This is a genomic window from Anaerotignum faecicola, from assembly GCA_024460105.1.
Classification (GTDB): Bacteria; Bacillota; Clostridia; order Lachnospirales; family Anaerotignaceae; genus JANFXS01.
Map to the genome: position 1 here is coordinate 563,248 of JANFXS010000001.1, position 26,239 is coordinate 589,486.

Annotated in this window: 26 protein-coding genes; 10 read left to right on the forward strand and 16 right to left on the reverse strand. The window is 44.2% G+C overall.

Going from position 1 to position 26,239, the window contains the following annotated elements; genetic code table 11:
* Positions 1-169: 169 nt before the first annotated feature.
* The 5 genes from mreD to NE664_02450 all read right to left on the reverse strand — a co-directional run bounded on the left by mreD (position 170) and on the right by NE664_02450 (position 4,018).
* Positions 170-697 (reverse strand): rod shape-determining protein MreD, encoded by a 528-nt coding sequence (mreD, locus tag NE664_02430; protein MCQ4725520.1) that lies wholly within the window; start codon positions 695-697, stop codon positions 170-172.
* Complete coding sequence (gene mreC, locus NE664_02435; protein MCQ4725521.1) at positions 694-1,545, reverse strand: rod shape-determining protein MreC; 852 nt, start codon at positions 1,543-1,545, stop codon at positions 694-696. The genes mreD and mreC overlap by 4 nt, the downstream gene beginning before the upstream one ends.
* Positions 1,546-1,563: 18 nt before the next feature.
* Entirely contained in the window at positions 1,564-2,592 is a 1,029-nt protein-coding gene (locus NE664_02440; protein MCQ4725522.1) for a rod shape-determining protein, read from the reverse strand.
* 469 nt (positions 2,593-3,061) lie between these two features.
* Complete coding sequence (locus NE664_02445) at positions 3,062-3,664, reverse strand: Maf family protein (protein ID MCQ4725523.1); 603 nt, start codon at positions 3,662-3,664, stop codon at positions 3,062-3,064.
* A gap of 36 nt (positions 3,665-3,700) precedes the next feature.
* Positions 3,701-4,018: a DUF4321 domain-containing protein gene (locus NE664_02450; protein MCQ4725524.1), complete on the reverse strand. Its 318-nt coding sequence runs from the start codon at positions 4,016-4,018 to the stop codon at positions 3,701-3,703.
* A 260-nt stretch (positions 4,019-4,278) separates the two neighbouring features.
* Here NE664_02450 and NE664_02455 point away from each other — a divergent pair, with 260 nt between their 5' ends.
* Genes NE664_02455 through NE664_02470 form a run of 4 tightly spaced genes read left to right on the forward strand, consistent with a single transcriptional unit; the run spans position 4,279 to position 8,972 of the window.
* The gene (locus NE664_02455) at positions 4,279-5,283 is read left to right on the forward strand and encodes an ABC transporter ATP-binding protein (GenBank protein MCQ4725525.1); all 1,005 of its coding nucleotides are present in this window, start codon (positions 4,279-4,281) and stop codon (positions 5,281-5,283) included.
* On the forward strand, positions 5,280-6,143 hold the full coding sequence (locus NE664_02460; GenBank protein ID MCQ4725526.1) for an ABC-2 transporter permease: 864 nt from the start codon (positions 5,280-5,282) through the stop codon (positions 6,141-6,143). Before NE664_02455 ends, NE664_02460 begins: the two co-directional genes overlap by 4 nt.
* 13 nt (positions 6,144-6,156) lie before the next feature.
* Positions 6,157-7,584: a GldG family protein gene (locus NE664_02465; GenBank protein MCQ4725527.1), complete on the forward strand. Its 1,428-nt coding sequence runs from the start codon at positions 6,157-6,159 to the stop codon at positions 7,582-7,584.
* Complete coding sequence (locus tag NE664_02470) at positions 7,581-8,972, forward strand: DUF4340 domain-containing protein (protein ID MCQ4725528.1); 1,392 nt, start codon at positions 7,581-7,583, stop codon at positions 8,970-8,972. The genes NE664_02465 and NE664_02470 overlap by 4 nt, the downstream gene beginning before the upstream one ends.
* Before the next feature lie 553 nt (positions 8,973-9,525).
* On the opposite strand, the gene NE664_02475 is transcribed toward NE664_02470, so the two are convergent.
* The 4 genes from NE664_02475 to ruvA form a co-directional block, all read right to left on the reverse strand.
* A complete protein-coding gene (locus NE664_02475; GenBank protein MCQ4725529.1) occupies positions 9,526-9,834 on the reverse strand; it encodes a hypothetical protein in 309 nt (102 codons plus the stop codon).
* A gap of 872 nt (positions 9,835-10,706) precedes the next feature.
* A complete protein-coding gene (locus tag NE664_02480; protein MCQ4725530.1) occupies positions 10,707-11,486 on the reverse strand; it encodes an enoyl-CoA hydratase-related protein in 780 nt (259 codons plus the stop codon).
* Positions 11,487-11,499: 13 nt separating this feature from the next.
* Positions 11,500-12,504 (reverse strand): Holliday junction branch migration DNA helicase RuvB, encoded by a 1,005-nt coding sequence (ruvB, locus tag NE664_02485; protein MCQ4725531.1) that lies wholly within the window; start codon positions 12,502-12,504, stop codon positions 11,500-11,502.
* Between the two features lie 21 nt (positions 12,505-12,525).
* The gene (ruvA, locus tag NE664_02490) at positions 12,526-13,140 is read right to left on the reverse strand and encodes a Holliday junction branch migration protein RuvA (GenBank protein MCQ4725532.1); all 615 of its coding nucleotides are present in this window, start codon (positions 13,138-13,140) and stop codon (positions 12,526-12,528) included.
* 235 nt (positions 13,141-13,375) lie between these two features.
* Between ruvA and NE664_02495 the strand changes: the two genes are divergently transcribed.
* The 5 genes from NE664_02495 to efp all read left to right on the forward strand — a co-directional run bounded on the left by NE664_02495 (position 13,376) and on the right by efp (position 16,364).
* On the forward strand, positions 13,376-13,894 hold the full coding sequence (locus NE664_02495; protein ID MCQ4725533.1) for a YqeG family HAD IIIA-type phosphatase: 519 nt from the start codon (positions 13,376-13,378) through the stop codon (positions 13,892-13,894).
* Positions 13,875-14,759, forward strand: coding sequence for a shikimate dehydrogenase (gene aroE, locus NE664_02500; protein ID MCQ4725534.1), 885 nt, complete (start codon positions 13,875-13,877; stop codon positions 14,757-14,759). The genes NE664_02495 and aroE overlap by 20 nt, the downstream gene beginning before the upstream one ends.
* Positions 14,756-15,301, forward strand: a complete 546-nt coding sequence (locus NE664_02505) for a shikimate kinase (GenBank protein MCQ4725535.1) — start codon at positions 14,756-14,758, stop codon at positions 15,299-15,301. Before aroE ends, NE664_02505 begins: the two co-directional genes overlap by 4 nt.
* Positions 15,264-15,713 (forward strand): type II 3-dehydroquinate dehydratase, encoded by a 450-nt coding sequence (gene aroQ / locus NE664_02510; protein MCQ4725536.1) that lies wholly within the window; start codon positions 15,264-15,266, stop codon positions 15,711-15,713. Before NE664_02505 ends, aroQ begins: the two co-directional genes overlap by 38 nt.
* Positions 15,714-15,806: 93 nt before the next feature.
* Positions 15,807-16,364 carry an elongation factor P gene (efp, locus tag NE664_02515; GenBank protein ID MCQ4725537.1) on the forward strand — a complete coding sequence of 186 codons (558 nt, stop codon included), beginning with the start codon at positions 15,807-15,809 and terminating at the stop codon, positions 16,362-16,364.
* Positions 16,365-17,080: 716 nt separating this feature from the next.
* On the opposite strand, the gene addB is transcribed toward efp, so the two are convergent.
* Positions 17,081-20,458 (reverse strand): helicase-exonuclease AddAB subunit AddB, encoded by a 3,378-nt coding sequence (gene addB / locus NE664_02520; protein MCQ4725538.1) that lies wholly within the window; start codon positions 20,456-20,458, stop codon positions 17,081-17,083.
* A 188-nt stretch (positions 20,459-20,646) separates the two neighbouring features.
* Here addB and NE664_02525 point away from each other — a divergent pair, with 188 nt between their 5' ends.
* Entirely contained in the window at positions 20,647-21,057 is a 411-nt protein-coding gene (locus NE664_02525; protein MCQ4725539.1) for a hypothetical protein, read from the forward strand.
* A gap of 370 nt (positions 21,058-21,427) precedes the next feature.
* Here the strand turns inward: NE664_02525 and NE664_02530 are convergent, their stop codons facing one another.
* From NE664_02530 to NE664_02555, 6 genes are all read right to left on the reverse strand, one after another.
* Entirely contained in the window at positions 21,428-22,687 is a 1,260-nt protein-coding gene (locus tag NE664_02530; GenBank protein ID MCQ4725540.1) for an HD domain-containing protein, read from the reverse strand.
* Positions 22,684-23,088, reverse strand: coding sequence for a bacteriohemerythrin (locus NE664_02535; protein MCQ4725541.1), 405 nt, complete (start codon positions 23,086-23,088; stop codon positions 22,684-22,686). Before NE664_02535 ends, NE664_02530 begins: the two co-directional genes overlap by 4 nt.
* 92 nt (positions 23,089-23,180) lie before the next feature.
* Positions 23,181-23,546 carry a C-GCAxxG-C-C family protein gene (locus NE664_02540; GenBank protein MCQ4725542.1) on the reverse strand — a complete coding sequence of 122 codons (366 nt, stop codon included), beginning with the start codon at positions 23,544-23,546 and terminating at the stop codon, positions 23,181-23,183.
* A 235-nt stretch (positions 23,547-23,781) separates the two neighbouring features.
* Complete coding sequence (locus NE664_02545; GenBank protein ID MCQ4725543.1) at positions 23,782-24,225, reverse strand: SoxR reducing system RseC family protein; 444 nt, start codon at positions 24,223-24,225, stop codon at positions 23,782-23,784.
* On the reverse strand, positions 24,226-24,954 hold the full coding sequence (locus NE664_02550; protein MCQ4725544.1) for a tRNA threonylcarbamoyladenosine dehydratase: 729 nt from the start codon (positions 24,952-24,954) through the stop codon (positions 24,226-24,228). It lies immediately after the preceding gene.
* Between the two features lie 137 nt (positions 24,955-25,091).
* Entirely contained in the window at positions 25,092-26,237 is a 1,146-nt protein-coding gene (locus NE664_02555; protein MCQ4725545.1) for an AI-2E family transporter, read from the reverse strand.
* Between the last annotated feature and the right edge of the window lie 2 nt (positions 26,238-26,239).

A 26,239-nucleotide genomic window follows, 5' to 3' on the forward strand; every position in this document is an offset into this window, starting at 1 on the left:
TTTTGCAAGCGGCGCGGTTAAATATGCATGCCTTCAGACGCCAAAATCGTCAAAGCGCAACGCGCATAATTTTTACGGCCGAGCGCATTTTTGTAAATACAAAACCGAAACCGTATTCCGAATCGGGGTCATAGCCGCATATACAAAATCAGTTTGATACAAAGGCTTTCTATTTGTGTATTGTAAAAAGTTTTCGTTTATATTTCTCTTTTTCCTCAAGATAACCGTTTATGGAAAAAAGAATACGGTAAATTATTATGGTAGTAACGGCGTTATAAACCGTTTCCGGCAGTATTACGTTCAGCAGGAAATAAAAATACATAACATTCCCGCTGAAAAGCACGCTTGTTAAGAATATGCAGCTTTCATACGCGACGGTTGAAACAATGCCTACTATTACCGGCAGCACATAGTTCTCCCTGTAAAAACCTTTATTGAATTTTCCCGCAAAAAAGCCGAGAAGCATGCCCAAAAGCGCATAATACCCTATGGAGGACCCGAAAAAGGCGTCCTGAAGGAACCCTGCCGCTATGCCGCACGCCGCCCCTTCCGTACTGCCCCTTAAAAGCGCCATGGAAACAACTATAATAATCGCCGTATTCGGTATAATCCCGTTTATGGAAAAATTCTGAAGTATTGTGGACTGGAAAACAATATTGACGCACAGGACTAAAAATACCGTTATTATCCTTCTCATTCCCCATCCTCCTTGAGAGTTTCAAATTCTTCGGTTATTATAAGGAGAGTGGTCAAATGTTTAAAATCCACCTGAGGTTCTATTATGGCGTATCTTGTAAGGCCGTTTGTGTCGGTTATTATCTCTTTGACATAGCCTATTGTAAGGCCGGCCGGGTATATTTCGCTTAAATGCGACGTTACAATCTCGTCGCCTTTCATTATCTCGCTTTCCGCGTCAATATACTCCATGCGGCAAAGTCCGTCGTCCATAAGGGTATAGTCCCCTCTTACAACGCCGAGATCTCCCGTCCTTAAGCTCATAGCGGAAACGGAACTTCTGTTGTCGAGTATTGATTCCGCTTTGGCGTAATTATATCCGACTTCCGTTATTTTGCCTACCACGCCGCCTTCGGCCGTAAGCACCATGTCGGCCGATATGCCGTCTTTTGTGCCCTTATCTATAACAAAAGTATCGTACCAGTTCCCCGGATCCTTACCGATTATATTTGTGCCCGTAGTTTCATGTTCGGGGAACCTCTGTGAAATTTCAAGAAGGTTTGAAAGGCGTTTGTTTTCTTCTTCATATATCAAAAGCCTTTTGTTTTCAGCTTCCAAAAGCTCAATTCTGGCTTTAAGCTCCTCATTTTCGGCATATATGTCGTTTTCGTCCCTAAGGCTTGAAATCCTGTCGCCGAACCAGCCGCCTACCGCCGACGTTATATCCTGAAGCGGCGTTATAACAAGGCCCAAAGTGTTTTCAACAAAAGTAGATTTAGATTTCCTGCCCATTGTTATAAGAGCCGAAACGGCAAGTACAAAAGCCAGTATAATTAAAATTTGTTTTTTGTATTCTTCAAAAAATTTCAAACCAAATTCTCCTTAAAATTACATCCTAAGCTTTTTCGGCGAAAGAAGCACGCTTCTGAGCGTTTCTATATGCTCCAAAACAAGGCCCGTTCCCATAACGACGCAGTTTAACGGTTCGTTCGCTATATTTACGGGCATTCCCGTTTCTTTTGTAATCAGCTTGTCAAGGCCGCTTAAAAGCGCCCCCCCTCCGGTAAGCGTTATGCCGAATTCCATAACGTCGGCGGCAAGCTCCGGCGGCGTTGCTTCAAGGGTTTGTTTAATGCAGTCTATTATCGAATATATAGGCTCGCTTATAGCTTCGAGTATTTCGTTTGACGTTACCGACGCAGTTTTCGGAAGGCCGCTTATGAGATCGCGCCCGCGGATCTCCATCTGTTCTTCCTTCCCTTTCGGATATGCGCAGCCTATATTTATTTTTATTTCTTCCGCCGTACGTTCGCCTATTGCAAGGTTATATTCCTTTTTAATGTAATTTATAATATAAGAATCTATTTCATCCCCGGCAACCCTTAAAGACGTGCTTGTTACAATGCCGCCCAAAGATATAACGGCAACCTCGCTTGTGCCGCCGCCTATATCAACCACCATACTGCCGCTAGGCTCCTCGACGGGAAGGCCCGCGCCTATGGACGCCGCCATAGGTTCCTCTATAAGATACGCGTCGTTTGTTTTCGCGCCGGCCCCGATTGTGGCTTCCATAACCGCACGCTTTTCAACCTCTGTAACCCCCGAAGGCACACATACGACAACCCTCGGTTTCGGTCCGAACATGCTCCTTGTGTAAGCTTTGTCAATAAAATATCTAAGCATTGCCTGCGTTATGTCAAAATCGGCTATTACGCCGTCTTTCATTGGGCGTATTGCAACAATGTTTCCAGGGGTACGGCCAATCATTTCCTTAGCCTCGTTTCCCACTGCAAGCACTTCATGGGTGACGGTATTTACCGCAACAACGGAAGGCTCGTTTACGACAATGCCTTTGCCTTTAACATACACGAGGGTATTGGCAGTGCCAAGGTCTATACCCATATCTCTTGAAAACATAATATTAAAAACTCCCTTCAAAGTAAAAAATGCTTATTGTAATATAATTGCCGCCGTTTACCGGGCGCATACCCGTTTTTTTCAGGCCGCATCCCAAATTATGCGTTTAAAATCCGTATCTGCCCTTATGCATAAAGCCCCGCGTATCATGCCGAATGGCAAAAGCGCGGAAACTCCCTAAAATACCATGATTATTAATAATACATCTTTTTCCATTATTTTTCAATAAAAATACTGTTAACAGTCTGTTAAAAATGTATAATACCGTTTAAAACTATTATTCCTTTATTTTTCAGATATATGACAATAAACACCCGCTCATTTCATATATGGCGGCCTATATTTTCCCTTAAAACGCCCGCGCGCTGAAAATACAGCGGTTCTTAGAAAAAAAGTATGCCGTTTATGTTTCGGCGCAAAATTAAACGCGCCCGTTTTATACGGGCGCGCAAGCTGTATACGAAAAGGCCTAACGTTTCATAAGCTCTAGAATCTGTATGCCGTGCCTTTTAAGGCAGTCGTAAATAAGGGGTACCGAAAGCCCTACTACAGTGCTGTAGTTTCCCATTATCGAATCGACAAACAACGAGGCTTTTCCCTGTATGCCGTATCCTCCGGCCTTGTCTTCAAATTCCCCTGTGTTTACATACATTTCTATTTCTTCAATAGTCATTTTGTTAAACGTCACTTCCGTGCAGTCGACAAACACTTCCTCTTCAAAGCTTCCGTCCTCTTTTACAAAAATCAGGCAGTTGCCCGTGTAAACGCTGTGGCGCCTTCCCTGTATCTGACGGATCATTTTTGCCGCTTCTTCCCTTGATTTAGGCTTGCTTAATATCCTTCCCATATCCGCAACTACGGTGTCGGCCCCGATTATAACCGCCGGACCGACGACTTTATCCAATACGGCCTTCGCCTTTTTTTCTGACAATATTTTCACAAGCTCATAAGGCGAATTATCTACGTCGATTTTCTCCTCTACGCTGCTGTGAATAACTTCAAACGGGATGCCCAGGCTTTCAAGAATCTGTTTCCTTCTCGGTGATGACGAAGCCAAAATAATCTTCTGCATAATTAACGCTCCTTACTTCTTAATATAAATATGGATTTACGGTTTCAGCTTTTTATATATCAAAGCCGCAAGAGCCATGCCTATAATCCCGGCTATTGTACACTTTACAGTTATGCCGAACTGGAGCTTTATAACCCCCAAATCCAACACAGCCGGACCGCCGAGCACAAAATCCCTGCCGTATTTAAGGAACCTTAAAAACTCAACGTCGCCCAGATATTCCCCTATAAAACCTCCCAGCACAATGCCCACAATAAGCAGCAATATAAGCGTTAAAAGATCCCCGCCGCCTTTTCCAGCCATAAAAACCTCCGCCGTTTTTCCGACATTTACGGCGTTTACAACCCCCTGCATTTTTAAGGCCCGCCGTTTTTAATCTTAATATCATTTTAATATCATTGCGTCGATTATGCAATAGTAATATAGGCAAAATTCGGCTTTAATCACCCAAATTTCAACTTTTGCCCGAAAGCGCGGAATACTTCCGCACCATAGCGCCAATATTAATATTTTTAAAAATATTCATACTTTATTCATAAAATTGTAGTAAAATATTTCAATATTCAGTATAATGTGGACATCAGGAAAATCCGGATGACTTTGGAGGTAAAAACGTGATAGAGGTTAATAATCTGGTTAAAAACTACGGCAAATACGAAGCCGTAAAAAACATTTCGTTCAAAGTTGAAAAAGGCGAAGTTCTGGGGTTTCTCGGCCCGAACGGAGCCGGCAAAAGCACAACCATGAACATTATTACAGGCTACATATCGCCCACAAGCGGCGAGGTTAAAATCGATGGGTACGACATACTTAAAAACCCGACGGAAGCCAAAAAAAGGATCGGCTATCTGCCCGAAATACCTCCCGTATATATGGACATGACCGTTACGGAATATCTGCGTTTCGCCGCCGATCTTAAAGGGGTCAAAAAAAGCGATGCATCCGGGCAGCTGGAAAACATAATGGAAAGGATAAAAATAACCCATGTTAAAAACAAGCTGATCAAGAACCTTTCCAAAGGCTACCGCCAAAGGGTAGGCCTTGCGCAGGCCCTTATCGGCAACCCAGAGGCGCTTATACTCGACGAGCCGACAGTCGGCCTCGATCCGAAACAGATTATAGAAATACGCGACGTCATACGCGATCTGAGCAAAACCCATACCATCATATTAAGCAGCCATATACTTTCCGAAGTAAGCGCCGTATGCAGCCGCGTCATGATTATAAATAAAGGCGAAATAGTTGCAAGCGACACTCCGGACGGGCTCAGCGAAAAATTAAGCCGCGACCGCTACAGGATAAGAATTAAAGGCGACAGGACAGCCGCCATCGAAGCCCTGAGAAACGCCTCGGCAATCTCATACTTTGAGGAAACCGAATGCAGTGAAAAAGGCGCATGGGACTTTATAATAGAAGGCCTTGAAGGCTGCGACGTGCGCGAAGCGGCGTTTAAAACAGCAGCCCAAAACGGGCTTATACTGCTTATTATGAAAAGTGAAAAAATGTCCCTTGAGGACATATTCCTTAAAGTTACGGAAAGCAGCGCCGATATAATTTCCGGCGGCGTATCTTTGGAGGAAGAAGAAACAAAAACCGAAAAGGCGGATGATACAAAATGACAGCGATATATAAAAGAGAAATGAAAATGTATTTTAATTCAATGACAGGATATGTGTTTATAGCTTTTTTTGTGCTTGTGACGGCTATTTACTTCTCCCTTCAAAACATACTTATGATGAGCCCGCAGTTTGAATATGTTTTCAGCTCGGTTATAATGATGTTCCTCATACTGGGGCCTATGCTTACAATGAAACTTTTATCGGAAGAATCAAAGCAGAAAACGGATCAGCTCCTTTTAACCAGCCCCGTCAGCGTGCCGGGTATTGTGCTTGGCAAATATTTTGCGGCATTATCGGTATTTTTAATAGCTTTGGCCGTTACGGCGATTTTCCCTGTCATACTTTCATTTTACGGCAGCATTGCGACGGCGCAGATAATCGGTTCATATATAGGATTTTTCCTTTTGGGCGGAGTTTTTATATCCGTCGGCCTTTGGATAAGCTCCCTCACGGATAACCAAATCGTAGCCGCCGTAGCCACTTTCGCAGCCATTTTTCTACTTCTTATGGTTGAAACGATAACTTCCATGGCGTCCGGAAACATAACGTTTTCAATTATGTTTGCGGTGATACTGTCGGCGGTTATATCCTTCTATTTTTATAACAATACTAAAAGCGTTGAAGTTTCCCTCACTGTTTTTGTACTGCTTGCAGCCGTTATAGCGGTTGTATATTTCACAAACCCCCTTCTTCTCGACGGGTTTGCAGGGCGTTTTGTTTCGATGTTTGCAGTCCTTACAAGATATAATTATTTTTCAATGGGCATTTTCGATGTAGCCGCGGCCGTTTACCTCGTTTCATTTACAGCCGTATTCCTGTTTTTTACGGTTAGGGTTATAGAGAAGAAACGTTGGGCATAAGGAGGACAGGCAAATGAAAAACGACGGCAGAAAAAATATGAACCTTAAATACGGCGGGTACGCTTCCGTTGTCACGGCGGCCGCTGTTATAATAGCTATTATACTGAACTTGGTTGCAGGCCAGCTTAACATAAAATTTGATCTTACAAAAAATAAGCTCTACACTCTTTCGGAGGACACTGTATCCCTTCTCCAAAACCTTACGGAGGACGTAAATATCACTTCGGTCTATGCGGAAGGCAGCGAAATGACTGTGGTTACGGAAATACTCGACAGGTACGCTTCAAACGGCAAACATGTTAAATACTCAAATGTGGATCCATACAAAAACCCGCAGCTGATGGCAAAATATTCCGGGGACGGCAACACTGTTTCAATAGGTTCAATTATAGTCGAAACGGCTGACGACTACAAAATCATATCTATGAACGACATGGCCGACATATACGCGACGCAGACGGGCGAAGCATATATACAGGGCCTTAAACTGGAAAGCGTCCTTACCGGAGCCATAAGAAGCCTTACAAGCGGAGAAAGCAGCGTTATATACGCGCTTACCGGCCACGGCGAATTGGACGTGCCCGAAAGCCTTATAACAGAAATGGAGTACGGCGGATACTCCCTTTCATATCTTAGCCTTATAAAAGATAAAACCATACCCGAAGACGCGTCTGTAATTATGCTTAACGCTCCCACAAGCGATATAACGGCCGAAGAACTTTCCGAAATAAACCGTTATCTCGATAACGGCGGCAGTATTTTTATAACTCTCGGCGTTACGATCGAAGATATGCCGAACTTTGCATCGCTCATTGAAAATTACGGCGTTGCCGACAGCCGCCGCATAGTAATTGAGGGCGACGCAAATTATGTCCTTCAGCAAAACCCATATTACCTGATACCGCAGCTAAGCGCGGAGCACCCTGTTTCTTCACGCCTTGCCGAGTCAAAAACAAACGCGTTTATACCTTTCGCAATCGGCATCGATCTGCTCGAAACAAAAAGGAGTACCGTAGACGTTCAGGCTTTTGCGGTAACGTCTACGTATGCCTACAGCAAAGCTATAACCGAAATGAGTTCTCCTCAGCAGTCGGCAGACGATCCGAACGGCCCGTTTGCCCTAGGCGCCGCCATTACCGACATAGACAGCTCCGGAAACGCCGAAGGCGTCAAGGCGGTTATATTCGGCGCCGAAACAATAATGGAAGCTGATATAAACAGCCTTGTAAACGGCGGAAATTACGGCCTTGTGATGAATTGTTTCGACTGGCTTACCGACAACGACTCGCAGGCGCGCTCAAAAAGCCTCGGCTCCGACGAATATCTTAACTTGACACAATCAAAAGCCATCGTCATAATGGGAATATGCGTTATAGTTATACCCCTTGCAATACTCATAGCCGGAATTATAGTTGTTGTAAAGAGGAGGAATAAACAATGAGCAAACAAAAAAGAAACATAATTATATGCGTTATTGCAATAGTTATACTCGGCATTATATATTTTGCCGTTTCAAGGCCTAAAGGTTCCGAAACAAACGCCGGAGCCGAAAACGGCGAAAATGCCGGGGACGAGGAAAACGGAACTTCCGACGGCAATTATATATTCAACTTCCCCGATTTCGAGGCTGAAAAGATTGCAATAGAAACGCCCGATGAAAGCGGCGCATTTATAAAAGACGGTACGAACTGGGTTCTTGAAGGACACGAAGACGTGGGGCTTGTGCAAATTGCCATAGATCAGCTTGTTGCATATGCAAAAACCCTGACATATAAGGAAACAGCGGCCGAAAACCTCGACGATCTTGCTTCCTACGGGCTTGACAAAGGATATACCGTTGAGATTACCGGAAAAGACGGCGAAGTTATAAAATACACAATAGGCGGCGAAACTGTTGACGGCCTTGGATACTACATTGTTAAAGAAGGCGGCGAAACAATATATATGATCGGCGCCGACGAGGGGAAAGCCCTGAAAAAGTCGCCGTCGGATCTTAGGGACAGGCAGCCTGATTTTGTTAATTACAACAACGCTAAATATATAACGGTTAAAAATGCGGACGGCCAAAGCTACACCATAGAGCCGAACCCTAACGGGGCGGTGTCGAAAGGTTTCGGAGAATATGCCGTAACGGGCATATACAGCAGGCCTATGGCTCTTGAAACCGTTAAGTTAAGCGAAAATATAGGCGAACCTATTTACAATATATCGGCAGTCGATTTTATAGACGAGCCCGAGGAGGACGCCTCATACGGCCTTGACACGCCTTCCCTTACTATAGACGCCGAGGATATGGACGGCAATAAATGCACTATTTTAATAGGCGACGATGCGTCCGACGTAACGTCTTACGCCAAATTTTCAAACAGGGATTTTGTCGTTACCGTAAGCAAAGCAAATATCGATAAAATCAAAAACGCCGACATATTTGACATGCTTATTAAATCTTATGTTACAACGCCTGTATCCGGAATTACAAAAATAACCATCGACGAGGACAGGAGCGCAAACAGGAGCCTGAAAGCGACGTTTGTAATCGACAGCAACAACAACCTTATAGAACTTAACGACGCCGAGATCTCTACAGAAGAATTTGCCGACATATACGAAAATCTGATCGCCCTTTCAATCGACGGCGAAGCGGCCGAAGAAGCGGGAAAAATCGAAGCTACAATTACAATCGACAAGAAAGACGGCGAAAGCACTACGCTTGTTTTCCACGACTACGACACAAATTATTATGCCGTTGAATGGGACGGCGTTACGGAGTTCCTCATGGGAAGAAAAACCCTTGACGTGCTTTTCGGAGCGGTTGAAAAGCTTATGTAATAAAAAAATGAGGCCGGATTTAAATGTCCGATATTAGCTTCGGACAAAAATCCCAAAGCATATGAAGTGCAGGCAGTTCCATGCCGAAATAATATATAAAAATAAGCGGCGCGCCATTCAGGATATACAGGCGCGCCGCTATTTCATGTCCGGACGCATAAAAAATCGGCCGTTGAAACAGCCGCCGAAATAACGTCACAAGGTTTTGAATAATTTATTCAGTTCACTGTAACGCGCCCTTACACAGACAGCGCAAATTGCTTATTTTGCAAGGCCGGTTTATTTTTTGTAAACGGTATGCCCCGACGAATATATTTAATATATCGGTGATTATCTTGTTTTACGTTCATCCGTTGTTTGTTATATTCAATCTTACCCTCTATTACGCTCCCTTTTTTAACCGGAATCTTGCCGACGACTATACCGTCGGCATCATTTGCTAAAACTGAATAGCGTTTATTATATCTGCACGTCAAACACATAGTATCCGAAGAGAAAATTTGTCAAGAGGGATTCCGCCCAAAAGATGAAATTCCCCTTTACAAACCGGTAACTACTGCTTTCCCCGATAACTCCCTTTTTCGTTTAAAATAGTATTTTTAATATTGCGCTCCAAATTAACGCCGTATATAGCGGAAATAGTTAAAATAATGCAAAAAACAGCCGTAACGCCGACAGGCGTTATAATACCAAAAACAAATCGGATAAAAATAGCGGTTCCAAAGAAAACCGCTAAAAGAATAATGGTTAGATTGATCTTGACGGCGGCATATTTGCCATAGAGTTTAACGGCAGTTTCATCATAATGCCGGCGAACAGCGTCGGTATTTTCACCGGCCGTTTTGGATAAACCGATATGCATATAGCTTACTGAAATTGCGGCGGTAATTACCCATTGCCACCATTCAGCCGCTATAATGCCTAAGGCAAAAAAATCAATGCGCCCGCACAGAACACCCCAAACACGAACGCTGATTTATTATATATCTTCAAATCCTTCACCTTCACAAATACCAATTTATCGATTTATCGCAAGCTAAATATGCCGCTAATCACAACGACGTTAAACCAAATTTATAAACCCCGACATTATCGGCAAACAATGCGCCGGACACACCCGCGCCGCTTGTTTAGCGGCCGACGCCCCCGGCATATCGATGCTGAGGCGTCAAATGCACAAGCCGCCGTCGGCGTCTGCTGTATCTACGGGCAAGGGATAACCAACGGCGGAACCTTTCCCCACTCCAAATGGCGCACGACGTCCGTAAGGCGCCCCAGCCAACGACGGCCAGTTAATAAGCGCTATTACAGCAGACGGCGGATAAAGAGAATGGAACGCCCAAGTTATCTATGGTCGCTCCAATTTCGGTTCTCTCCCGTTGGACGTCCGTTGTCCTTCCGTCCTGTGCCATTTTTCCATAAATGAACCGCCGGCCATATTAATGTCATTGACTGTTAAAACGTTATTTATGCATTACATTCCCAGGAAATTTTATTTTCAGTTGTACCTTTTATATTTTCAATTCCGAAAAACAATTCGTTTTTATTCACTATGCTTTATATACCGAAGGCGAAAATCCCGCGCCGTCATACCCTTCATTAAAGGCTTTTACCGGCATTTTTAACCGTATACGGTAATATGATACGAAATATCCGCTTACTCTGTAAAGTTAAAAGCTCAAAAAACCGCCGCACACAATCCTGTATAAATTTTTCCAACCGCCCTGTATTTTCCTATCTGTTTATAAATTCCCCGGGCGCGCGTTTTTCGATAAACGCCGTCATAGCTTCGTATTTATCCTCGGTGTCATAGCATGCCGCGGCATAATCCGTTTCAAGCATATACGCCTTTTCAAGCGGAATTTCAACGCCGTTTGTAACCGCTTCCTTAATTGTCCTTACTGCAAAAGGAGGTTTTGAAACTATCTGCGCCGCAACTTTGCCTACCTCGTCAATAAGCGCGCTTTTTTCAACGACAGTCTGCACAATGCCAAGCTCCTTTGCCTCATCCGCTTTTATCATGCGCCCCGTATACATAATTTCTTTCGCCCTTTGTCGCCCAACTATCCTCACAAGGTTCTGAGTTCCGCCGAAACCGGAAATTATGCCGAGATTAACGGCCGGAAGCCCGAATTTTGCCGTATCCGCCGCAACAATAAAATCGCACGCCATGGCAAACTCCATTCCTCCGCCCAGCGCGTATCCGTTTACGGCGGCTATCGCAGGCACGCGCAGCCCTTGAAGCCGGCGGCAGACATCATGCCCTTTTTCACAAAATACCCTTGCCATTTCGGACGTCGTCTTCAGCTCTTCCTTTATATCGCCGCCGGCGCTGAAGGCTTTTTCCCCGGCTCCCGTAAGCACGGCGCACAATACGTCCTTATCCTTTTCCGCCTTATCAAGGGCTTCCAAGATCTCGTCGCATACGGCCGATGAAATCGCGTTCATTGTTTCCGGGCGGTTAATCGTTATCCACGCCACATGTTCTTTTTTTTCATAAAGCATATATTCCATGTCAAAACCTCCTTTATATATTATCCGGACAGGCAATGCCGAAATGGTTGTAGCAAAGCCGCGTTAAAACCCTGCCGCGGGGAGTCCTTTGTATATATCCGAGCTGTATAAGATACGGCTCGTAAACGTCTTCTATCGTTTCGGCCTCCTCGCCTATATATGCGGCCAGCGTTTCAACGCCCACAGGCCTGCCGCCGAATTTCTCTATCATTGCCAAAAGCATCTTTCTGTCAGTAGTATCAAGGCCCGCCTTGTCAATATCTAGCATATCGAGCGCATGCTTTGCAACTTCAAGCGTTACCTCGCCGTTATATTTCACCTGCGCAAAATCCCTTACCCGCTTTAAAAGCCTGTTGGCTATCCTCGGCGTGCCCCTCGAACGGCGGGCTATTTCTTCGGCCCCCCCGTCGTCTATTCCCACATCAAGCACTCCTGCCGAACGCTTTATAATAGTTTTAAGGTCGTTCACGTTATAAGGCTCAAGGCGCTGTATAACCCCGAACCTGTCCCTCAATGGCGCCGTAAGAAGCCCTATTCTTGTAGTTGCCCCTATAAGCGTAAATTTCGGAAGATCAAGCCTTACGCTGCGCGCTCCCGCGCCCTTTCCGATTACGATGTCGATAACAAAATCCTCCATGGCAGGATATAGTATTTCCTCTATCATACGGTTAAGCCTGTGTATTTCGTCCACAAAAAGTATATCACCTTCTTCAAGGCTGTTAAGTATCGCCGCCATATCGCCCGGGCGTTCTATAGCCGGGCCGGAAGTTGTTTTTATGTTGACGCCCATTTCTTCCGCTATTATATTTGAAAGGGTTGTTTTTCCCAGCCCCGGAGGGCCGTAAAGCAGGACGTGATCTAAGGCTTCCTTCCTTTGGAGCGCGGCTTTGATAAAAACTTTCAAATTATTTTTAACGCTGTCCTGCCCTATATAATTTTCTAGGTTTTTAGGCCGCAGCTTCGGCTCCAGCTCAAAATCTTCGTCCTTAAAACCCGTCGCTATAATACGTTCGCCTATTTCAATCGCCCCCTTGCCATATTATATTTTAACTATCTGTTTAAGCGCGGCTTTGAGAAGCTCCTGCGTGTCCATATTTTCATTATATACCGCCCCCACGGCCCTCGCCGCTTCGCTTTTCGTATACCCCAGCGCCATAAGGGCCTCGATGGCCTCCGATTTGCCGCCTACGCCGATAACTCCCTCGATTTCCTCCACCGTCACCTGGCTGTCTATGCTTTGAAGGAAATCTTCGTTTTTGAATTTGTCTTTTAATTCGAGTATTATTTTCTGCGCCGTTTTTTTACCAAGGCCCGGAGCCTTTGAGAGGGCGGCCGCGTCCTCCGAAACGACCGCCATTATAATATCCCCGTAGCTCAGCGCCCCCATGAGGCTGATTGCGGCTTTGGGGCCTACTCCGTTAACCGTTATAAGTTTGTTGAAAAGTTCCAATTCCTCCATTTTATTAAAGCCAAAAAGCGAAATTCCATCCTCTTTGACGCTCATGTACGTATAAACCTTTACCCGCTCCCTAAGGCGCGGAAGCTTTGCCATAACCGACGACGAAATATAAACGCGGTATCCGATCCCGCCCGTTTCGACTATAATATCGCCGTTTCCTATATATTCCAAAGAACCCGTTATATATGATATCATTTCTAACACCGCTTTTCCGATTTACTCACGACAGTATACCACAAAAATAATCTTTTGTACAATTATTTGAAACGCCATGATGCCGGACGATTATGTTATTTTCATGCCGCCATTGTTATGGTATAATAAAAAATATCATTCCGATACCCTTCATAAACTATACGGAAATATGCGGCCGGCCATACTCACTGCGAAAGATTAAAGCCGCCGCATGCTTAAAAGAAAGGAATTTTAAATGATTGAGAAACTTTTTCCGGATATATACATAGAAAACATATTCCTCCTTCCGACCGACAAATTTAAAAAAATGGGTATACGCGCCTTGGTTTTCGATATTGACAATACCGTAGCCCCCTTCGATCAGGCCGAGGCGGACGACGACATTCTTAAATTTTTGGAAAAACTTAAAAAAGACGGGTTCAGGCTGTGTTTCCTTTCAAACAACAGCAAAAAAAGGGTTGAAAAGTTCAACGAAAAAATAGGCGCTTCAGCCGTTTATAAAGCGGGAAAGCCCGGCGTTAAAAAGCTTAAAGGCGCTGTGTTCGATATGGGCGTTACCCTTAAAGAAACAGCCCTTGTAGGGGATCAGGTATTCACCGACGTATACTGCGCGCATAACGCGGGCGTACTGGCCGTGCTCACAAAGCCGATGTGCCCGCGCGACCAGTTTGTAACGAAAGTTAAACGCGGGGCCGAACGCATGGTATTAAAAATATACGAAAGAAGGATAAAAAATGGTAAACTCAAGCGTTAACGGCAAAAGCTATGTTTACGGCATTATAGGCAACCCCATAAGCCACAGTTTTTCTCCGACGCTTCAAAACACAGTTGCCGGCATTTTGGGTATAAATTCAATTTACGTGCCGTTTAAGGTTGAAAGCGGCATGGTAAGCCAAGCCGTCAACGGGGCGTTTGCCCTCGGCATAAAAGGCATGAATGTAACCGTGCCGCACAAAAAGGAAGTTATGCAATGCTTATCCGATTTAGACGGCCTTGCCGAAAAAATAGGCGCGGTAAATACATTAAAGCTGACTGAAAACGGATATAAGGGCTATAATACAGACATACTCGGCCTTTTTAAATGTTTTGAAACAGCCGGCGTAAGCATACGCGGGAAAACGGCCGCCGTTATAGGCGCGGGAGGCGCGGCAAACGCCGCCGTTACCCTTGCGGCCGAAAAAGGGGCAAAAAAAATATATATTGCAAACCGCACTGTCGAAAATGCCGAAAAACTTAAAGACACAGTCCGGAAATATTACGGCGCCGATATTGAAGCCATACCCCTCGGCCATATTGAAAAAGCAGGAAGGCCCGACATTATAATACAGGCCACGTCAGTGGGCATGGGCGATGGAAGGCCGGTTTCGCCTGTTGAAAACGACATAATATTTGAAAACGCGGAATTTGCCGTCGATATAATATACACCCCATGGGAAACGAAATTCCTGCTCGACGCAAGAAAAAAAGGAGTTAAGTGCGTCAACGGGTTCGATATGCTTGTATATCAAGGTTTAGCATCGTTTGAAATATGGAACGAAATTTCGATCCCCGTTGAAAAAGCCTTGGAAATACGCCGCATACTCGTTTCGCATTATATAGAAAAAGGTGGACGGCCATGAATACAAACATCGTTTTAATCGGTTTTATGGGCTGCGGGAAATCGACAATAGGCAAAAAACTCTGCCGCCGCCTCGGCCTTGAATTTACGGACACCGACATATATATTGAAAAAACCGAAGGAATTCCCATAAGCCGAATATTCGCTTTAAAAGGAGAAAGCCATTTCAGGACGCTTGAGGAAAACGCATGCAGATCCCTTTGCAAAAGCGGAGGCAAAGTTATAGCCACAGGCGGCGGCATAATCAAAAACCCCAAAAATACGGAAACTTTAAAAAACGGCGGCGTTATAGTATATTTAAAAGCCCGTCCCAAGCATATTTACAGGAATTTGGCAAAAGATAATACAAGGCCGCTTTTATCCGGAGGAGGCAAATACAAAAAAATAAAAATACTGTTGGAATCAAGGCGGCAAATGTATGAAGAGGCGGCCGATATAACAGTTAACGTGTCTTTCAAAACAGTAAACGATATTGTCGGCACAATTATAAGGGAGGTTGAAAAATTTGAAAAAGGTCATTGTAATACACGGCCCCAACCTTAATTTTACAGGCATAAGGGAGCCGGATATATACGGCGGCAGAACCCTTGACGACATCAATAAAAATATACTGTCGGAAGCGGAAACTCTCGGCATATGCGCCGAAGTTTTCCAAAGCAATTATGAAGGGGCGATAATAGACAAGCTTCAGGAATGTCACATGCTGGGTTTCGACGGCGTCATAATAAATCCCGGGGCCTTTACGCATTACAGCTATGCGCTTCACGACGCAATAGCCGGCGTTAACATGCCAGCAGTGGAAGTCCATCTTTCAAATATACATAAGCGCGATGAATTCCGCCGCAAGTCAGTTACGGCCCCAGCATGCATAGGGCAGATATGCGGGTTTGGCGAATACGGTTATATAATGGCCCTTAACGCCCTTAATACGCGCTTTGAAAACGAAAAAAATTAAAAATAAGGCACTTTTTTAACAAAAACTATTGTAATAAAAGGATTTTTAATTTAAACTATTACGAGATATTTGTTTTTTGAGGAGGATTTATAAATGATTTCAGCAGGCGAATTTAGAAACGGCGTTACCATTGAATATGAAGGCGATATCTTTGTTATACTTGAATTCCAGCATGTAAAACCGGGCAAGGGAGCCGCTTTCGTGCGTACAAAAATTAAAAACCTTAAAACGGGCAGCGTTGTTGAAAGGACATTCAGGCCGACGGAAAAAATGCCAAGGGCGCACATCGACAGGCAGGACATGCAGTACCTCTACAACGACGGTTCTTTATACCATTTCATGAACACCGAAAACTACGAACAGATTGCCGTTAACGAAAGCGATATTGGCGATACCCTTAAATTCGTTAAAGAAAACGATATGGTTAAAATACTTTCATATGAAGGACAGGTTTTCGGCATTGAGCCTCCGCTTTTTGTTGAACTTGTAATAACCGAAACAGAGCCTGGATTTGCCGGAAATACGGCTCAGGGCGCAACAAAACCAGCCGTTGTTGAAACGGGCGCAACTGTTTATGTTCCGCTTTTCATCAACCAGGGCGAAAAAATCAAAATAGACACAAGGACAGGCGAATATTTGGGAAGGGCTTAATCCGCCGTAATCCGATTTGATATTTGCTTTTCATATCCGCTTTTCGGCAGACGGAAAACCGTCCGTCCAAAGGCGGATTTTTTCTGCGGCAAATAACGTCTTTCATTTTAAAATTATCGTAGCTTGCTTGCCAACTCCTGTAAATCCGCAATAATACAACGATATTCACTCTCTTTCGGGCTTTTCCATACGCATGCAATAATTGTACTCGCGGACTTATAAATTGAGCTATTTTAATCACTCCCTTTATGTCGGCAATAGTCGTCAGGTTGTATGTCAACAATATTCAGGCTCTTTCAGGCTTTTTCCAACTCCTGCGGTAATTGTACGGATAAAACCATAAATTGTATGAGTTATTTCAACTACGCTTTGCATACCGTAAATAAATTTCGGATTATACGTCAATGGTATTTCAGGCTCTTTCAGGCTTTTTCCGCATCATTGCAGTAACCGTCTGCCCTTACGCCTAATTTGTCCCGTTTTTCAGACGGCTAAATGCTCTTACCGTTAATTTTGAAGGCAAAATGCCGTTAAATCTCTTTCCTGTAAGGCGCAAAATGCATACCGTAAATTCCATACATACAAAAAACGCCGTTATTAAAAGCTTACTGCTTTTGATAACGGCGTTTCCCGCTTTTTCCAAAATTCATAACGTCTTGCTTTAACTCGGCATAATCCCATATTAAAGAGCCTGTAAGCATTAGGGCAATCCGTTGTTACTCCGTTTCCGCGCCTTCTTCCACAAGCTTAAACACATCGTCTTTACTAAGCTCTTTAAGCTTCCTGCGTTTAAACCACTTCTCATTTTCGTCAAATCCGCAAACGCTTTTATAAATGCAGTAAACACATGGAGTTGTCTGTTTATTTTTATATGGCGACGGCATTATTATGCCTTTTTTAATACCGGCGCCTATTTGTGCCGCTGTTTTTATTGTATAGCCGCAGAGCTTTTCAAACGTACGGCGGCTCGCAACCATCGACGCGGCTGTGTAGTTCCCGTCTGTTTTCCTGTATCCCACCGGTATTATGCTTGACGTTCCGTCAATATTTCTGTCCATGGCGGCGATAACCTTATCGTCGTCAAGAACAAGTCCGCTCATCGAAAGCTTTTTCAATATCTGTTCTTCTATCTGTTCTGCCGTAAGCTTTGAGTCGGCCGAGAGCATCGGATCGTCTATTTTAAAATAAAAGGCCCCTCCCGGTATTATTTCGCCGCCGAAAATTTCTTTTCCGTTTTTTAGGAATTCATCCATATAAATTAAAAGCTGTAGCTGTATGCCGTAATAAAGCTCCTGAAGGCTGAAAGACTTTTTGCCGGATTTATAATCTATTACTTTAACGTATGTAGTCCCGTCCGAACTTAATATGTCTACCCTGTCTATTTTCCCTGTTAATATAAGCTTCTTGCCGTCCTCAAGATCTATTATGACAGGCGGCAGTTTTTTGCCGTCGCCAAAGCTTACCTCATAACCGTAAGGCTCAAAATCCCCGCTTTTTATATGTTCCGCTATAGTCGATACAGCCCTGACGGATATACGCTTTAGGCGCTTTATAAGATATCTGAGGCCGTTATTTGAAAAGAGTATTTCATTGCCTATATTCGGCGCCTGCCTGTCTACGGCTGTATTAGTTAATTCCGTTATATCGTCGAACGATATGGTTTTCCACGTTTCCCCTTTTTCCTGCATAAGATATGAAAAATCCTCCAGAACGCCATGGAAAAGCAGTCCGAGATCCGGAGTATTAAGCCTGAAAACATGTCTTTCCTTTGCCTTAACAGTATATGCCATAAAATAAGCGTACGGGCATGCCGCAAACCTTTCAAGCCTTGAAACGCTGGAATATATATCCCCTCCGAAAAGCGCCGTGCAGCTTTCATGGCTTAGCGAAGGCTCGGGCCCTTTTTCGGAAAGCCCCTTTTTTATAAGTGCGGCGCGTTTTTCCCATTCCGCATTTTTTTCAAAGTAGGAAAACGCCTCCTGCCATCTCCCGCATTTAAGCTTTGTGCCGATACGCCTGAAAACTGCCGGAGGCGAAATAAATATATCCGTTTTTTCAGGATCGTAACACTCCATTGCCATGCCCGGAAACATTTTCAGCATTCCGCTTACAACAGGCGACATAGCAAGCGTTTTGCCGTCAAGGCTTCCCGTAGGGAACGAAATGAAAAGTTTTTCCGACGGTTTTGTTAAAGCCTTATATATGAGGAACTGTTCTTCAAAAGCCGTCCTTACGCCGTCAGGGGCAAGAGTTACGCCGTTTTTTTCAAGCAGGTTCCTTTCGTCGTCTTTAAGTATTCCCTCCGGCGCTCCCGCCGACGGTATAACGCCGTCGTTGGCTCCGACGACAAAAAGGGCTTTGACGTCCGGAAGCCTCGTTCTCTCAAGAGTGCCGACAGTTATATTGTCTATAGTCGGCGGTATAAGTCCCAGGCGGCTGACGGAAATTCCGCTGTCCAAAAGCGAATAATATTCCCTGAACGTAATTTCCGTATCCCCGAGCATATTTGAAACGGAATCAAATATTTCCATTATAATATCCCATATACGGCGATTTTCAGCCGCCCCCGTATATATGCCTATGCCGGTTTGGTATTCGGCAAAAAAATCAAGACGATCCGTTATTCCCATATTTTCAATGGTTTTAAAAACTGCTGACGTTATGCTTTTGGCGCTGTATGGCTTTTTCATATTTTTAAAAACCCTCAGCGGCACAAAATATGACATAAACGTATTTTTGACTGAATTAATTTTTATGTATTCGTCAATGTGTTCTTCGCCTTCAAGCCCAAAACTCCAGCTTTCCATGTCCCATTTATAACCTTTTATGCCATGGGCAAGGCAGTAATTTTCGAGAGTTTCTATGTCGCAGCGGTTTATCTGTGTAAGTCCCGTTTTAAGCAGGCCGAATACGCTTTCAAACGAAAAATTATAAATAAAAACCTCCATTATGCCCTTAACAAGAAGCACAAGCGGATGCGCTGAAATATCCCGTTTTACATCGATAAAATACGGTATTCCGTTTTCAGCCAAAACCTTTTTTATAACTCCTTCATAGCTTTCCGCCGATCCCGCCATTAACGCTATATCCCTGAAACGGTAGTTTTCATCCCGCACAAGATGCAGTATTTTTACGGCGGCGGCTTCTATTTCGTCATAAATATTAGCGGAGTAATATACGGCTATCCCTTCATGCCCCATGCCGCTTTTAAAAAACGTGCGCCCGTAATTTTTTTCAAAGTTCGCTATCCCCGCGGATTTGTACCTTACCGCCGTATCCATGAACACGGGAGCCTTTATTTCCACGCCGGCGTCGGAAGCTATACGGCACAGCTTTAAATACGTTTCTTTGGGGCCGAAAAACAGGTCCGACGGCACGAGCCTGTCTGAAGCCGCGGCCTGCCTGTCCATTGTAAGCACAACCGTCACATTCCCGGAAATTTTTAAAAGCTTTCCTATTATCTTATACTCCTGCGGAGTAAAACCGTCAAAACCGTCAATCCATATCTCGGCTCCCTCCAGAGCCCTATACCCGTCTATTGCGCCGTAAAGTATATCAAGCGTTTCCTCACTGCTGAGATACCCTTCGTTTATAAAATTTATATACTCGCCGTATATAAGAGCAAGGTCTTTTATTTTAAGGCCAAGCGCCTCGCCCCCGCCTTCGCATGCGTCAAGCAGCTTTTGCGGCGGAACGGTATATCTGAAAAATTCTGTTATAATACTTGAAAGCTGTTCGGAAAATCCCTTCTTATCGGCCGATTTTTTATAATACAGAAGCTTTTCCGCATTATCAATCATTATTTTCCTTAGCGCCACGGCCTTTGAAACATCAGTTAAAGGAATTGTTTTTCCGCATCCCGTTTTAGAAAAAACCGTATGCGCAAGGCGCGTGAAACTTAAAACTTTCGCCCGCATTATAACTTTGTTTCCCATGGCGGCAATCAGATCCTTTTCGGCTTGGAAAGAAAACTGATCCGGAACTATAAGTATACTTAGGCCGTTATAGTTTTCTTTGTGCTTTTTTGCTATGGATTTAAGGCAGTATTCGGTTTTGCCGCTTCCCGAACGCCCAGCTACAAAGTTCAGCGCCATTTAAATTCCTCCTGTCGTATATAACTGCGGCATACGCCGGTATTTTTATTTCCGTATGTCCTTTTATTCCCCGGCATGGCGTTTCCAATCCGAAAATATACCCCAAAAAACTAAAGGCAAATTAATTAAGGCATAATTGACCTCCTTCAAAAATAAAATATAACAGATTATCTTTTAGGGGGATTATTATGCCGGGCAATAAATTTATGGTTATTAAATTTAAAGAGCTTTTGAAAACATCAGTATTTGCCGTTTTGGGGGTAATAATTATACTTGCCGTTATCTATTTCGCCATTGGCAGGGCGGCGGGAAGCGAATCGGCTTATGTGCCGGGTATCTACACCACTGACATAGCCCTTGAAAACGGAAGCGTAACGGTTGCCGTTGAAGTGAGCAAATCAAAAATCAAATCCGTGGAGCTTATACATAACAGCGAAACCGTACCCGTTTTTTACCCGCATATCGACGAAACAGCCGAACTTGTAAGCGAAAGGATTGTTAAAAACCAAAGCACCGAGCAGGCTGAAGGCGACAGCGTAAGCAGTTCCGTAATACTTTCGGCGGTTGACGACTGTCTTGAAAAAGCCAAGGCCATTTAACGTATTCAGAAATTCCCCGCATAAGAACCTCCGCGGAAAGTGCAGGGAATTTCTTATACGGCGCATGAGCGCAGTCCGTATAAAAATCTTTATGCCTTAATATAAAATAAAAAAGCCTTATTCCCAAAAAGGCCGGCGCCCCGGGAACACGGCTTTTTCCTTTTTTGCACGCCGCTTAAACCATGCCGACGCCGCTGAATATTTTTAGGCTCCGCCGCGGCCCGTACCGCGCTTATGAAATAACTACGAAAGTTCAAGCGGCACGGCGTACTCCATAAAATATCCGTTTTAATCAACATCATCCATTATGACGCTTAAATTATTTCGCATATTTATGCGGACAAAATTCTCCAATACATATTGAAGTCCGTCAACGGCTTGCCCTGCTGAATTTTTTCAGCAGTTCGGCATATTCCCCGTTTATTTTTTCGTATGCGTCTATAACGGGTTTGCTGTATTTTCCGGCTTCATCGGTTATATAATCGAAATTATTAAGGGCAATTTCGACTATATCCTTATCCAATAGCCCTTTGCCGCACATTTCGCTTAGGACTTCAAAAACCTTCTCTTTCGGGAAAGCCGCCTTATAGCTTCTTACTCCGCAAAGCGCGCTTATTACGTCGCTTACAGCCGCAATCCTTTCGCACTTTGAAAGCTCCCCGGCGCAAAGGCCTTTATGATACCCGTTCCCGCCAAGCTTTTCATGGTGCCTTGAAGCAATATTAACAATTTCCTGCCCGGCGCATCCGTCAAGTATTTCCTCGGTCATTGCAACATGGGTTTTCATTATTTCCATTTCTTCATCAGTCAAACGCCCCGGCTTTTCAAGTATGTCGGCCGGTATGCCTATTTTCCCTATATCATGAAGCATAGTTCCATAGTATACGTTTTCAGCCTCATTTTCGTCCATGCCGTAAAGCTCCGCAATAAGGCGGCTTATATGCATCGCGGCAACCGTATGTATAACTGTGTGACGGCTTCTGAAATCTATGGAATAAATAAGCGTTTCCAGATATTTTATACTTTGATTGTCTAGATATCCGCTTTTTTTAAACACGTCGCCGACTTCTATGCCGGCTTTTATCCTTTCGATAACCGAGCCGGCTTTTTCGGCTTTTAAAAAGGCTTCTACCGCTTCCGGCGAAAAATTTGCGCCGCGGCGGGATTTAAAATAATTTTCAAGCTCCGTACTATTCCATCTTTCGGAATATGTAACCAGTATATCCGCCCTGTCGGCTACATGCAGAAACTGAGCGCACTTTTCAACATCGCCGCGCTTATCCCCAAAATCTTTATAATCCATATGATGGTAAAGCACAATACGCGCCAAATCGCCAGCCGGCGACAGTTCCCTTAAAAAAAGGTACCCATATATGGAATGTTCCCAGACATTATCGGTTTCAAAGCCGACCAGGCGGTCTATCTCATCCGTACGGTATGCCCCTATATCATGAAGCATTGATATAAGCAGAACGCTGTCTTTATCAAACCCCATTCCCATCGGCATTTCCCTAAGCATGGCGTCCATAATAAAGGCAACTTTAAGGCCATGATCTAAAAGCCTTTTATCCACCTTGTTGAGCGAACGCTGTATCATCAAGGCCATGCCGCCGTAACTTATATTAATCACTTTTCACCGCGTATAAAAGCCGCAAGCTTTTTATCCTCACGTTTGATATGGTTTGTAAGCCATCCGGCAAGCGTAAGATTAATCTCGCTTACCATTGCCACGGTCGCCCCCTGCTGATCGAGTTTTTTCATTATATCCAAAATCGACTTTTTAAACGCTTCATGATAGCGTTTATGATTTGGGTAGTCCGGATATTTATACTGGAGCTGAAGCCTCTCTTCATCAGCAAAGTGTTTCGACGTGTAATCGTAAACAAATTTTGCCGTTTGGGCAACCTGCGCCCTCCCCTGCCCTTTGGAGCATGCTTCAAGAAGATCGTTTATAGCTTTTATAAGCTGTTTATGCTCGCTGTCTATTAAAGCGTTTTTTGTTTCCAAGTCCGGTGTAAATACATATGCCATGTGAAATCATCCCTTCTGTTAAAAATGCTGATATTTGTTACTGATTTAATTCACAGTATACTCACCTATTCCTAATTCGTCAACCAAATTAGTTATTCCGATAACTTCTCTTTTATTATTTCATCAAGGCTATTGCAAATAAACTCCAGCACCTGAGAACATTCGCTCCTGCCGCGCATAATACATCCGCAGTTTACGGAACAAAAGCGCGACTTAAAACTGTCCATAAGCAAAAAGCGTTTCATGTTCGCTTCTTCGCCGTCATATAAAATGCCTATCACCATTATCCCGGCTATAAGGGCGCTGCAAAAACCCCCTATTCCGAAACCTCTTGTAATGGCCCCGGCGCTTTTTATAACGTCGTCAGACACAATTCCGTACACATCCCTCGCCGCCAGCAATATGCTCCTTGAGCATCCCTCTCCCGAATCGTAATATTCCAACGCTTTTTCATACATAAAAAACACCTCCGATTTATAATAATCCTCAGAGGTGTAAAGCGTGTACAAATTATAAAAAAAGTTGCCGGGAAATCCGGCTTTTGCAGAAAAACCACGCGGCGCTTTTTACAGCCTTTTCCTTAAAAACCACATTTTCTTTGGAGCGGGATTCCAACCTGTAAAATAAGCGCGCCTGTACATAGGCCCGCCTGTACTTTCCAAGCGGCCCTCTTGATGCGTTTCAAAAATCAGTTTACATTGTATCAGGCTCAGGCGTCGTTATCCTTGTAGCTACCGGACGTATTTTTTTTGCTTCCCACCTTTTTTCCTGGCTCCTGATCCAACCGTAGGCCAAAACCGTTAAAAGTACGCCCAACAGAAAGCTTCCAATTTCCTTGTCCATATTTGGCAGTAACGTTGGAAAAACCGCAAAATATCCAAGAAATATACCGCATAAAAATGCCGCAAGCGGTATGCCGTACATAATGCCCACGGCAAAGAAAAATCCGCTTTCCGAAACCTCAAGCTCCACCCAGTCGCCCACTTCGGCGCCGCAGTTGTTTTCGGCTTCCATTATCATTTCCTTTTCAGTCATCCCCGCTATGCACGCCCTGCATTTTGCGCACGCTTCCGTCCTTTTCATTTTTATAACGGCTAAATTGCCTTTAATCTCCGTAACATATCCTTTTTCCGCCATCTATATTCCCTCCAATATATTCCTTATTACTTCTCCCGCAATCAAAAGCCCCGCGGCGGGAGGGACAAATGAAACGCTTCCGGGCGTTACGCGTTTATTTGATTTTTCCCCGTATTCCGAAAGTTCTCCCGTGCTTAAAGCCGGCTTAACCGGCTTTTCCTTTGAATATACCACTTTAAGTCTTTTTACGCCGCGGGCTTTAAGTTCCCGCCGCATTACCTTTGCAAGAGGGCATACCGACGTTTTATATATATCGCTTATTTCAAGCATCTGCGGGAAAAGCTTATTGCCCGTGCCCATAGAACTTATAACCGGCACTCCCAACGCCTGTGCGTCGAGCACAATTTGGATTTTGCCGCTTACGGTATCTATGGCGTCCACTACATAATCGGCATCTCCCGTTACTATCCCCTCTTCGCCCGGAAGGTAAAATACATTATGTATTTCAACGCGGCATTCCGGATTTATTGATTTTATGCGTTTTCCCATAGCCTCGGTTTTCAGCATGCCCACAGTTTCTTCAGTGGCTATTATCTGCCTGTTCAAATTTGAAAGGCTTATGACGTCGTTATCTACAAGCACAATGTTTCCAACGCCGCCCCTTGCAAGCGCCTCGCATACATATCCCCCGACGCCGCCGATTCCGAAAACTATAACGCGGCTTTCCGCAAGCTTTTTCATGCCGTTTCCGCCGACAAGCATCTGCGTTCTTATAAATCTGTTATCCATTTTCCACCTTAAATAGTTATACTTTAAAATTTTTATGCGGCGGAGCTTAAACGGCCGAAACAGGCCGCTGTCCCGCCAAATGTCCTGCATTAATATTTTACAACATATACGTCCGCTTTTCTACCCTTTTCAGCTTTTTACTGCTTTTCCGCTATTTTCCTCTTTTCATAGCACCTGTCGACATTTATTTTAATAAGCGAGGCTACGGGCACGGCCACAACCATTCCCCATATGCCGAAAATCCCGCCGAAAACGCTTAAGGACAGTATAACAAGCACTGGGTGAAGCTGTACGCTTTTGCCAACCACTTTAGGCACGATTATCATACTGTCTACCTGTTGGAGCACAATCACGATTACGGCGGCGTATACGGCCTTTGCGGGCGTGCCGCTTAAAAGCCCCACCGCCACGGAAAGAATGAAGGCGACGATAGCCCCCACATACGGTATAAGGTTTGAAAAGCCCGATATAAGCCCGATTATAACGGCATATTTGATGCCGGCGGCCTTGAATGAAATTATTATCAAAAAAGCCATAATAAGCGCGTCCGTAACCTGCCCGGCAACATAGCCTTTAAAAACCCTGTTGACGTCCGAAAAGAAATTTCCGACCGGTTCCCGTATCTTTTCGGGCATAAAAACCATTGCCGTATCCTTCACTCTGTAAAGCATCCAATCCTTTTCCATAAGAAAATAAAACGCTATGACAAGGCCTATGACAAGGTTTACGGTTATTCCTCCTATTGAAGAAACAGACGACGCAAAGCCTATAACCATAACCTTTGCCCCGCGGGTCACGTTAACAATCAGCGTATTTATAAAATTATTTATACTGCCCAATACGCCCATTTCGCTCAAATGGTCCTGTATCGAAAAAAGAGTTTGGCTTATTTCTTCTATATAGCCGTTAAGGGCGGTGCTGAATTCCCCTATATCCGTTGCGCCAAGGCTTTTAACAGACATAGTTATTACGGCGCCAAGTATGCCGAAAACCGTTATATAGGCAAGTATCGTGCCTATTTTGCGCGTTTTAAATTCCTTGTTCGGCTGTTTTTTGCCGAAACGCTTTTGGTAAAATATAACCAAAGGGTCGAACAAAAACGCCGTTACAACCGCTATTATAAGCGGCGAAAATATATCGGCAATATACCCCAGCGCGTTTGCTACCGCGCCTGTTATCGTGCGCAGACGCAGCATAAGCATTACTGCCGCAAATACGGCTATAACCGTTATTACAACATGAAAAGATATTTTAAGATAATTCCTGTCCCAGGGAAGTTTCATTT

Bases quoted from the DNA above. Each gene is read 5' to 3' on its own strand.
- NE664_02475 (MCQ4725529.1), bottom strand. From the start codon at position 9,834: ATGCATATCGGTTTATCCAAAACGGCCGGTGAAAATACCGACGCTGTT.
- NE664_02550 (MCQ4725544.1), bottom strand. From the start codon at position 24,954: ATGGATAACAGATTTATAAGAACGCAGATGCTTGTCGGCGGAAACGGC.
- NE664_02540 (MCQ4725542.1), bottom strand. From the start codon at position 23,546: ATGTATGAAAAAGCGTTGGAATATTACGATTCGGGAGAGGGATGCTCA.
- NE664_02495 (MCQ4725533.1), top strand. From the start codon at position 13,376: ATGATTGAGAAACTTTTTCCGGATATATACATAGAAAACATATTCCTC.
- NE664_02440 (MCQ4725522.1), bottom strand. From the start codon at position 2,592: ATGTTTTCAAGAGATATGGGTATAGACCTTGGCACTGCCAATACCCTC.
- mreD (MCQ4725520.1), bottom strand. From the start codon at position 697: ATGAGAAGGATAATAACGGTATTTTTAGTCCTGTGCGTCAATATTGTT.
- NE664_02450 (MCQ4725524.1), bottom strand. From the start codon at position 4,018: ATGCAGGGGGTTGTAAACGCCGTAAATGTCGGAAAAACGGCGGAGGTT.
- NE664_02445 (MCQ4725523.1), bottom strand. From the start codon at position 3,664: ATGCAGAAGATTATTTTGGCTTCGTCATCACCGAGAAGGAAACAGATT.
- ruvA (MCQ4725532.1), bottom strand. From the start codon at position 13,140: ATGATATCATATATAACGGGTTCTTTGGAATATATAGGAAACGGCGAT.
- NE664_02545 (MCQ4725543.1), bottom strand. From the start codon at position 24,225: ATGGCGGAAAAAGGATATGTTACGGAGATTAAAGGCAATTTAGCCGTT.
- NE664_02535 (MCQ4725541.1), bottom strand. From the start codon at position 23,088: ATGGCATATGTATTTACACCGGACTTGGAAACAAAAAACGCTTTAATA.
- addB (MCQ4725538.1), bottom strand. From the start codon at position 20,458: ATGGCGCTGAACTTTGTAGCTGGGCGTTCGGGAAGCGGCAAAACCGAA.
- NE664_02505 (MCQ4725535.1), top strand. From the start codon at position 14,756: ATGAATACAAACATCGTTTTAATCGGTTTTATGGGCTGCGGGAAATCG.
- NE664_02480 (MCQ4725530.1), bottom strand. From the start codon at position 11,486: ATGGAATATATGCTTTATGAAAAAAAAGAACATGTGGCGTGGATAACG.
- aroE (MCQ4725534.1), top strand. From the start codon at position 13,875: ATGGTAAACTCAAGCGTTAACGGCAAAAGCTATGTTTACGGCATTATA.
- NE664_02460 (MCQ4725526.1), top strand. From the start codon at position 5,280: ATGACAGCGATATATAAAAGAGAAATGAAAATGTATTTTAATTCAATG.
- NE664_02525 (MCQ4725539.1), top strand. From the start codon at position 20,647: ATGCCGGGCAATAAATTTATGGTTATTAAATTTAAAGAGCTTTTGAAA.
- NE664_02470 (MCQ4725528.1), top strand. From the start codon at position 7,581: ATGAGCAAACAAAAAAGAAACATAATTATATGCGTTATTGCAATAGTT.
- NE664_02465 (MCQ4725527.1), top strand. From the start codon at position 6,157: ATGAAAAACGACGGCAGAAAAAATATGAACCTTAAATACGGCGGGTAC.
- NE664_02555 (MCQ4725545.1), bottom strand. From the start codon at position 26,237: ATGAAACTTCCCTGGGACAGGAATTATCTTAAAATATCTTTTCATGTT.
- efp (MCQ4725537.1), top strand. From the start codon at position 15,807: ATGATTTCAGCAGGCGAATTTAGAAACGGCGTTACCATTGAATATGAA.